We start from the raw sequence: 3984 nt of genomic DNA, 5'->3' as shown, positions 1-3984 counted from the left end.
CGTTCCTCGGCACCCTCCCTACCCTGAGGGAGGGTAGACGCGAGTTTTACGAGTGGCTGGGTGGGTTCTCAGGCCGCATGAGGGGGAAGTAGATAATGTCCCGAATGCTTTGTGCACCCGTGAAGAGCATCGCGACGCGGTCAAGGCCCATCCCAAAGCCGCCCGTGGGCGGCATTCCGTACTCTAGGGCACGGATATAATCTGCGTCGTAGGGGTGCGCTTCTTCGTCGCCTGCGGCTGCCTGTCCCGCCTGGAACTCGAAGCGCTCTTTTTGATCAATCGGATCGTTGATCTCTGAGAAGGCGTTGCCGGTCTCGCGGCCTGCGATGTAGCACTCAAAGCGGCGAGTTAAGTGCGGCTCGCCAGGTTTTTTTCGTGCCAGCGGGCTGGTTTCATAGGGGAAGTCCGTGATGAACGTCGGCTGAATTAGCGTCGGCTCGGTGAGGAGTTCGTTGAGCTTCTCGATAATTCCGCCCACGGTATTCTCTTTCTCAGGGTCGCCGCCCACACGGGCAAGTGCCGCTTTGGCGCTGGCAAGGTCTAAGAGCTCGGTGCGGGAGATGCGGCCTCCCGAGTTTTCCTCAATGCCTTGAAGCATCGGAAGGCGACGCCAGGGTTTGGAGAAGTCAATCTCAATGCCATCCGGGAGCGCGAGAATATCCCCACCAATCACCGTGTTGCAGATATGGCGGAACATCTTCTCAACGATATCCATCATGCCCTCTAGGTTAGTGTAGGCTTCGTAGAGCTCTAGGAGCGTAAACTCCGGGTTGTGGTCGCTATCCACGCCCTCGTTACGAAAGACCCTGCCGATCTCGTAGACTTTCTCGATGCCCCCGACAATCAGGCGTTTGAGAGGTAGCTCCAGCGAGATACGCAGGTGCATTTCGAGCTTCTCGGCGTTATGGAGTGTGTTGAACGGACGCGCCGCCGCTCCCGTCGCATCCATGACCAACACAGGTGTCTCGACCTCTAAATAGTCCACGCTATCTAGATACTCCCGTACGGCACGGGTGACGAGCATGCGTTTTTTCAGTGTCTCACGGGCATCGCGGTTGACAAAGAGATCCACGTAGCGCTGACGGTAGCGAATCTCGACATCCTTCAGCCCACCCTGGACACGCTTCTCGCCGTTTTTGTAGTACACCTTAGGAAACGGCGGCTGGCGCAGTGCTTTTGCAATCAGTTCAAGTTTAGTGACGCGCACGGCCCAGTCACCCTTTTGCGTCTGGAAAACCTCACCCTCAGCCCCGACAAAATCGCCTAAATCCACGAACTCTTTGATATAGTTCTGGATCTCGGTCGCATCGTCTTTGGAAATAAATATCTGACCATCGCCCGACTTGTCTTGCAGGCCCAAAAACGGCAGACGCAAGCTGCTTACACGCCCTGCCACTTTGACCATTGTTCCGACCAGTGTCTCATGCCTCTCACGAATCTCCTGAAGGGAGCAGGAGCGCTCCCAGACCTCATGGGCAAAAGGGTCACGTCCCTGCGTGCGCAAGGCTTCCAGTTTTCGGAGCCGATCCGGGTGGACGGCGTTCATGGCATGTTCTTCCTCAGTCAGAACATCCACAGAGTGAATTATTGCATTCTCGTCAGTTTTCACAATTTGTATTGTATCGCGTCTACCCATAGGGTATAGTATGTCCCGTAAGCTTTGGAAGAGGGTTTGATGAGTTCCTCACCAATTTATTGAGTAATACTTCTTATATGCGAAGTGAACTTATTTGATAATTAGTCGTCATGTAATAAAGGTCACTAAAATATGCAAGTTTCAGCTATGTCTCTCCTTAAAACCACTTTGTTATTGATTGTATTATTCGATGTTACTGCAATCAAAGCTCATGCTTATATTGATCCTGGAGCCGGTAGCTATGCTTTTCAGGTAGCTCTGGCAGGTGTCGCAGGTTTATTGGTGAGTAGTAAGCTTATCATTCAGAAAATTCGTTTTCTTTTCTCACGTATGATGTCGCATTCGAAAGAAATATCGTCTGACTCGAAAGATTCTTCGTCCATTGGTAAATGAAGATTCAGAGCGGGATCGGCATCCATCATCATTTCGTGATCCTGATGGATATATTTTTCACCAAGGGGATTCAATCCTGCGCTATATTTGCTCAGGGTATTTGGAGACGTATAGTAAGTGCACTGTCTCTGGATTTTTTCAATCCTTATTTGATAGGGGACTTTTGATCCCTCATGAGGAAGTTGAGAAGGGCGATGATTATGTCATTATCAAACCCGAAAAAATTAATTTTTGCTCCTATCCCTATGAGTGGTGTTTTAGTCAGTGGAAAGATGCCGCGCTTCTGACACTTAGTCTGCAAAAGACAGCACTAGAGTTTGGTTTCACGCTTAAAGATGCTAGTGCTTTTAATGTACAGTTCCATAAAGGGAGACCGATTTTTATCGATACTCTCTCATTTGAACCCTATGTTGAGGGGCAAGTTTGGGATGCTTACCGACAATTTTGTGAGCATTTCTTAGCCCCATTAGCTCTCATGGCTTTAAAAGATATTAGACTAGGATCACTGTTTCGTGTTTGGATACAGGGGATTCCTTTAGACCTTGCTGCCTCTTTATTACCGATTCAGTCAAGGCTTAACCTAAACTTATTTGCGCATCTAGACCTGCATGCAAAATCACAAAAGCGTCTGGCGGATCATCCCCGTGATGCTCCTGCACGTAACACAACGATGCTTTCTCGGAAGAGTTTACTGGGGATTTTAGATAGTCTTGAAATGGCTGTTCAAAGCTTGCATTGGAAGCCTACAGGAACGGAGTGGGGAGACTATTACGACAACACAAACTACTCAGATGCTGCTCTGGTGGCAAAACAAGAGCTGGTCGGTCAGTTTCTTGACCAGATAACTCCGACTCCTGGCATGGTCTGGGATTGTGGGGGGAATACGGGGCATTTCAGCCGGGTGGCAAGCGATCGCGGGATTTTTACACTGAGCCTTGATATTGATCCTGCTGCGGTCGAGCAAAACTACCGTCAGATGCGTAAGAAAAATGAGACAAATCTCTATCCACTCGTGCAAGATCTTACTAACCCCAGCAATAATTGTGGCTGGGATCTCAACGAGCGAACGTCACTCATAGGGCGAAGGTCAGCCGATGTAGCACTGGCCTTGGCACTGGTTCATCACTTGGCAATCGGAAATAACGTTCCTTTAAAACAGATATCTGAGTTTTTTACGAGAATTTCAACGTGGCTGATTATTGAATTTGTTCCCAAAGAAGACTCTCAAGTTCAACGGCTCCTCGCGCATCGCAAGGATATTTTCCCTGATTACCATGAACAAGGCTTTGAAAACGCCTTTTCAAAACATTGGCAACAAGTAAATAAAGTGCTTATCCCAGGAACGAAGCGGATTCTCTATCTCCTTGTGAATACTAATGTAAGTATATGAGTTTCTTATGCAATGCTCAAAAATTATATCTCTCTGGTCACACTAGTCAGCTTTTTATATTAGTATGGCTATAGATTTTGGGAAATATCGAGTAAATATGACTTCAATGGGTAAGAAAGAGGAAATTTGCTGTATTGTGTCGCCAATATTGTTTATTTATGCGAAAATAACGAATTTATTTGTGGTTAACATTAGTGAGATAGATGCTTCTGAGTTGCTTAGGCCTTTTTTAATTTTGAATGTGATTTATTTTTTTTGTTTTTATGTATTATACCTGCTTAGTAAGAGGTCGTTAATTCATGCTTCTTTATATTCGGTTATGTTGATAATTACTCAGTTTATGGTTAATGATTTTGAATATTTAGTGTTTCGTTTTTTAGGCGAAATTAAAATAATATTTCGTTTTGCTATTTATGTTATTTTATCTGTGATACCTCTGTTTGTTTCTCAGTTGCTAGAAGGCAAGCCACTCACAATTACAGATCCGAGTATGACTCGTTTTTTGATGTCTCTGGAGGAGTCTGTGAGCTTGGTTTTACATGCTTTTGAGTTTGGCAAGCAAGGA

At 46.4% G+C, this 3984-nt stretch carries 4 protein-coding genes; 3 read left to right on the top strand and 1 reads right to left on the bottom strand.

The window, feature by feature from the left end; genetic code table 11:
* Positions 1–46: 46 nt before the first annotated feature.
* The gene (gene lysS / locus RMO15_RS00020) at positions 47–1609 is read right to left on the bottom strand and encodes a lysine--tRNA ligase (RefSeq protein ID WP_309706677.1); all 1563 of its coding nucleotides are present in this window, start codon (positions 1607–1609) and stop codon (positions 47–49) included.
* Between the two features lie 159 nt (positions 1610–1768).
* Here lysS and RMO15_RS00015 point away from each other — a divergent pair, with 159 nt between their 5' ends.
* The 3 genes from RMO15_RS00015 to RMO15_RS00005 form a co-directional block, all read left to right on the top strand.
* The gene (locus tag RMO15_RS00015) at positions 1769–2029 is read left to right on the top strand and encodes a hypothetical protein (protein ID WP_309706675.1); all 261 of its coding nucleotides are present in this window, start codon (positions 1769–1771) and stop codon (positions 2027–2029) included.
* Entirely contained in the window at positions 2019–3419 is a 1401-nt protein-coding gene (locus RMO15_RS00010; protein ID WP_309706673.1) for a hypothetical protein, read from the top strand. Before RMO15_RS00015 ends, RMO15_RS00010 begins: the two co-directional genes overlap by 11 nt.
* Positions 3420–3525: 106 nt before the next feature.
* Positions 3526–3984, top strand: a 459-nt coding sequence (locus tag RMO15_RS00005) for a polysaccharide biosynthesis protein (protein ID WP_309706671.1), incomplete at its 3' end; no start/stop codon positions are given.

Origin of the sequence: Armatimonas sp. (assembly GCF_031410135.1) — a bacterium.
Classification (GTDB): domain Bacteria; phylum Armatimonadota; class Armatimonadia; order Armatimonadales; family Armatimonadaceae; genus Armatimonas.
The sequence above is the reverse complement of the archived record's forward strand: the minus strand, read 5'-3'. Positions and strand labels throughout refer to the sequence as shown.

Bases quoted from the DNA above. Each gene is read 5' to 3' on its own strand.
- RMO15_RS00015 (WP_309706675.1), top strand. From the start codon at position 1,769: ATGCAAGTTTCAGCTATGTCTCTCCTTAAAACCACTTTGTTATTGATT.